Origin of the sequence: Mycobacterium timonense (assembly GCF_025821985.1) — a bacterium.
Classification (GTDB): domain Bacteria; phylum Actinomycetota; class Actinomycetes; order Mycobacteriales; family Mycobacteriaceae; genus Mycobacterium; species Mycobacterium avium.
Map to the genome: position 1 here is coordinate 1 of NZ_JACKSY010000081.1, position 4,340 is coordinate 4,340.

Annotated in this window: 5 protein-coding genes and 1 pseudogene; 4 read left to right on the forward strand and 2 right to left on the reverse strand. The window is 64.5% G+C overall.

What is annotated here, in order from left to right; all coding sequences use genetic code 11:
• Nucleotides 1-172 precede the first annotated feature (172 nt).
• Entirely contained in the window at nt 173-304 is a 132-nt protein-coding gene (locus tag H7I87_RS19215; protein WP_264002835.1) for a hypothetical protein, read from the forward strand.
• A 23-nt stretch (nt 305-327) separates the two neighbouring features.
• Here the strand turns inward: H7I87_RS19215 and H7I87_RS19220 are convergent, their stop codons facing one another.
• Complete coding sequence (locus tag H7I87_RS19220; protein ID WP_139800286.1) at nt 328-873, reverse strand: hypothetical protein; 546 nt, start codon at nt 871-873, stop codon at nt 328-330.
• Nucleotides 874-1,033: 160 nt separating this feature from the next.
• On the opposite strand from H7I87_RS19220, the pseudogene istA reads away from it, so the two are divergent.
• A pseudogene (gene istA, locus H7I87_RS19225) lies at nt 1,034-2,542 on the forward strand (IS21-like element ISMav1 family transposase).
• Nucleotides 2,539-3,333, forward strand: coding sequence for an IS21-like element IS1612/ISMav1 family helper ATPase IstB (gene istB, locus H7I87_RS19230; protein WP_264002836.1), 795 nt, complete (start codon nt 2,539-2,541; stop codon nt 3,331-3,333). Before istA ends, istB begins: the two are co-directional and overlap by 4 nt.
• 165 nt (nt 3,334-3,498) lie before the next feature.
• On the opposite strand, the gene H7I87_RS19235 is transcribed toward istB, so the two are convergent.
• Entirely contained in the window at nt 3,499-3,846 is a 348-nt protein-coding gene (locus tag H7I87_RS19235; protein ID WP_244179194.1) for a hypothetical protein, read from the reverse strand.
• A 262-nt stretch (nt 3,847-4,108) separates the two neighbouring features.
• Here H7I87_RS19235 and H7I87_RS19240 point away from each other — a divergent pair.
• Nucleotides 4,109-4,340 (forward strand): hypothetical protein (locus H7I87_RS19240; RefSeq protein WP_264002837.1); only part of this gene is annotated, 232 nt, incomplete at its 3' end.

Below are 4,340 nucleotides of genomic sequence, written 5' to 3' on the forward strand. Positions count from 1 at the left end.
CCCGCGCCAGCGGGCGACGCAGCAGGCAACGAAGCGTCAACCCCGCACCACCACCCGGTGGATCAGACGGGGACCGCCTCACCGCAAGGCGAGGCTGCCTGATGGAGCAAGCGAACTCACATTCGCTCACCAAAAGGCAACGGTGGGCGTGCCATATGGGATCGAGTGCCCAGTGTGTGAGGCTCCGGCCGGCTTAACCTGCGGCGGCGAGGACGAGTACCACGTCGGCCGGCTGCGGGCCTGGCGCGGCGGCGAAGCGGTTCGGCGCGACATCGTCGAGCGGATGCGCGTCGCTAACCGCTGAACAACGATTAGGGTGGAGCGGCCTTAGAATTCGGGGGGCCAAGGATCGGGCATGGCCGGCAGGCCGGCGTTACTCGTCCGGTTCCAGTGCTCCAGGATCTCCTCGATGTGATCCCAGTCGTCGCCGGTTTTCGGCGGAATTGACCGCACGCCAAGCGCTTCCGCGCTCACGTTCTGAATGTGCGAGGCATCGGTCGATGCGTAGGTATCGAGCGCTGTGACGCTGCTTGTGGCCGTATGCACCTGGGCGGCGACCAATTGGAACTGCGCGGCAGCGTCCCTGACGACCTGGCTCGCCTCATTGATCCGTGACTGCGCAGCCCGCAACAGTGCTGCTCGGCCTTCGGCGGTGCCCGATATGTGCGCGAACGCCGCTTTATCCCGCTGCCAAGCCTGCTCGACGGCCGCCAGCTCACCCTGAGCCTTCTGGGTGAGCAGGTTGGCCTGGCGGACCGTATCCGCGACTGAGGAGTGGGCGGATCGCAAACTCTGGCGCCGCTGAGCAAGTGCCTCGTCCAGGTCACGCGCCCGATCGCTGGCCTCACCGGTCCACGCGTTGTCCATGGCCATGAGAAAGTCCCCATCTGTGGCCAGTAGGAAGTCCCCACTGGTGGCCAGGTAGAAGTCCCCACTCCTTTGCGGGCTCGTCGTGTCTTTTCCGGGAGCTGAGGGCCTGGGCGGTGACGGTGATAGCGCCAACTGTCACTTGATCACCGCCCAGGGAGCTCTATTGAAGTCTGCAAGGGAGCGTATGAACATCATTTCGGCGTATCACCAGGTCGGGTCGTATCGCGGCGCGGCCGAGCTGTGCGGTACTACGCACAAGACGGTCAAGCGGGTCATCGAGCGGGCCGAGGCCGGTGGCGCGCCCCCGCGGGAACCACGGCCACGCAACCTCGACGCGTTCACCGATCTAGTCGCCACCCGAGTCGAGAAATCACACGGCAAGATGTCGGCGAAGCGGATGCTGCCGATCGCCCGAGCTGCCGGGTATCAGGGCTCGGCCCGTAACTTCCGCCGCCTGGTAGCCGAGCAGAAAGTATTGTGGCGCAACGCTAACCGGCATCAACGCCGTCCGGCGGTCTGGTCACCCGGTGACTATCTGGTGATGGATTGGGCCGAAGCTGCACCGGGGTTGATGGTGTTCTGCGCGGTGCTGGCCTATTCGCGGTGGCGGTTTGTGCGGTTCGCCGCCGACGAGAAAGCCTCGACCACGCTGGCGATGATCGCCGAAGCCCTCGAGGCGATCGGTGGGGTTCCGGCCAAGATCCTGGCCGACCGGATGGGCTGCCTCAAAGGTGGTGTCGTCGCCAATGTTGTTGTTCCAACACCGGATTATGTGCGATTCGCGTCCCACTATGGCTTCGTTCCGGACTTCTGCCACGGTGCGGATCCGCAATCGAAGGGCATCGTGGAGAACCTCTGTGGCTACGCTCAGGACGACCTTGCGGTGCCGCTGCTGACCGAAGCTGCGTTAGCCGGTGAGCAGGTCGACCTACGTGCCCTCAACGCCCAGGCGCAACTATGGTGCGCCGAGGTCAATGCCACGGTCCACTCGGAGATCTGCGCCGTGCCCAACGATCGCTTGGTTGACGAGCGCACCGTCTTGAGGGAGCTGCCCTCGCTGCGGCCGACGATCGGCTCGGGGTCGGTGCGCCGTAAGGTCGACGGCCTCTCGTGCATCCGTTACGGCTCAGCTCGTTACTCGGTGCCTCAGCGGCTCGTCGGTGCCACCGTGGCGGTGGTGGTCGATCATGGCGCCCTGATCCTGTTGGAACCTGCGACCGGTGTGATCGTGGCCGAGCACGAGCTCGTCAGCCCAGGTGAGGTGTCCATCCTCGATGAACACTACGACGGACCCAGACCCGCACCCTCGCGTGGTCCTCGCCCGAAAACCCAAGCAGAGAAACGATTCTGCGCATTGGGAACCGAAGCGCAGCAGTTCCTCGTCGGTGCTGCTGCGATCGGCAACACCCGACTGAAATCCGAACTCGACATTCTGCTCGGCCTTGGCGCCGCCCACGGCGCCCACGGCGAACAGGCTTTGATTGACGCGCTGCGCCGGGCGGTTGCGTTTCGCCGGTTCCGCGCTGCCGACGTGCGCTCGATCCTGGCCGCCGGCGCCGGCACCCCACAACCCCGCCCCGCCGGCGACGCACTCGTGCTCGATCTGCCCACCGTCGAGACCCGCTCGTTGGAGGCCTACAAGATCAACACCACCGACGGGACGGCCTCATGACCACCGCTGCCAAGCCGGTGGCACCGTCCTCGGCGGCACCGCTGGCTGCTGACCTTGACGCGGCGCTGCGGCGGTTGAAGCTGGCCACGGTGCGCCGCAACGCCGCCGAGGTGTTGCAAGTCGCCAAGACGCAACGCTGGACACCGGAGGAGATCCTGCGGACGTTGGTTGAGGCCGAGATCGCTGCCCGCGATGCCTCCAACACCGCCAACCGTCTCAAGGCCGCAGCCTTCCCGGTCACCAAGACCCTCGACGGGTTCGACGTCACCGGATCGTCGATCACCGCAGCCACGTTCGACTACCTGTCGAGCCTGGAATGGATTCGGGCACAACAGAACCTGGCGGTCATTGGCCCACCTGGTACGGGCAAAAGTCACCTGCTCATCGGCTGCGGGCACGCTGCCGTCCACGCCGGATTCAAAGTCCGCTACTTCACCGCCGCCGACCTGATCGAGGTCCTCTACCGCGGCCTGGCCGACAANACCGTCGGCAAGATCATCGACACCCTGCTCCGCGCGGATCTGGTCATCTTGGACGAGATCGGCTTCGCCCCGCTCGACGACACCGGGACTCAACTGTTGTTCCGGCTCGTGGCTGCCGGCTACGAGCGCCGCTCCCTGGCCATCGCCTCGCATTGGCCCTTCGAACAATGGGGGCGATTCCTGCCCGAGCACACCACCGCCGCCAGCATCCTCGATCGGCTGCTGCACCACGCCAGCATCGTCGTCACCTCCGGCGAGTCCTACCGGATGCGCCACGCCGACCACAAGAAGGGAGCCGCCAAGAATTAGCCAACCACCCGCAGCGGAGTGGGGACTTCTGCTGGCCACCAGCGGGGACTTCTACTTGGCCATTGACACGACTTCTGGCGGTACTGAGGTGCCTAAGAGCTGACGTGCTCGCTGTATCCACACTTCGGCCTGGTCAATCACGCGTTCTATCGTCGGGTCGTCGGCTCACTGTTTGCAAGAGGAGTGCACGCTCGGCAGTGGCACGGCGTCACCGAACCTGCGCGCTCCTCCTCCCATCGCGCATGAATCGTGTTGTATGCCAGGCGTTGTGGCGTTGATGGTGGTGGGGGTGAGGTGGAGGTTGGTGATGTTGAGGGTGGCTAGGTAGGGGGTGGTGTCGTGGTTGCCGTGGATGCCGATGGTGGGTACGGGTGCGTCGGTGATGTGGGCGTTGTTGAGCCAGGTGTGGTTGAGGTCTCCTGCGGTGATGAGGGTGTCGGCGTGGTGGGTGGTGATGGCGTGGGGGATGGAGGTCCAGTCGGGTTCGGTGTCGGCGAGGACGAGGAGTCGCATGGTGTTGAGTGTGCGGGGTGTGGTGCGTCGGATTCAACAACGGTGTGGCGTGTGTGTGTTGTTGGAGTGAGGGGTAAGGGCGGCAGGGGTGGGCGGTGGGGCGTGAGCCCCGCCGCGTTGGTGTGGTCTCGTATTCGGTTGGTATGAACGGATATTGAGTGATAGCGATAAGCGTTGCGATTGTCCGAAAAATGTTGGTAGTATTGATGTTAAGCACGGCGAAGCCGAGCGGAGACACGAAACAGACTGTAGAATAACGATATTGGATAGCGACGAAGTCGCGACCACGCTGGTAGTGAAAGTGATTGATATGCAAAGAGATTCGATCCGGCAGAGCGAAGGGCGAAGCCCGAGCGGGAATGAGCCGGTGACGATGAAAACGCAAGGCGCACAACAGAACTCGACCATAGAGCACGAGCAAGGCGGCGTGAGCCGCCGGGTGCGCTCGCCGGCAGCGCCGGCGGTCCTCCCTCCGGCGAAGCCGGGGGGGGGGG

What these genes read in the sequence shown, in the direction of transcription:
- H7I87_RS19220 (WP_139800286.1), bottom strand. Translation starts at nt 873, where the DNA reads ATGGCCATGGACAACGCGTGGACCGGTGAGGCCAGCGATCGGGCGCGT.
- H7I87_RS19235 (WP_244179194.1), bottom strand. Translation starts at nt 3,846, where the DNA reads ATGCGACTCCTCGTCCTCGCCGACACCGAACCCGACTGGACCTCCATC.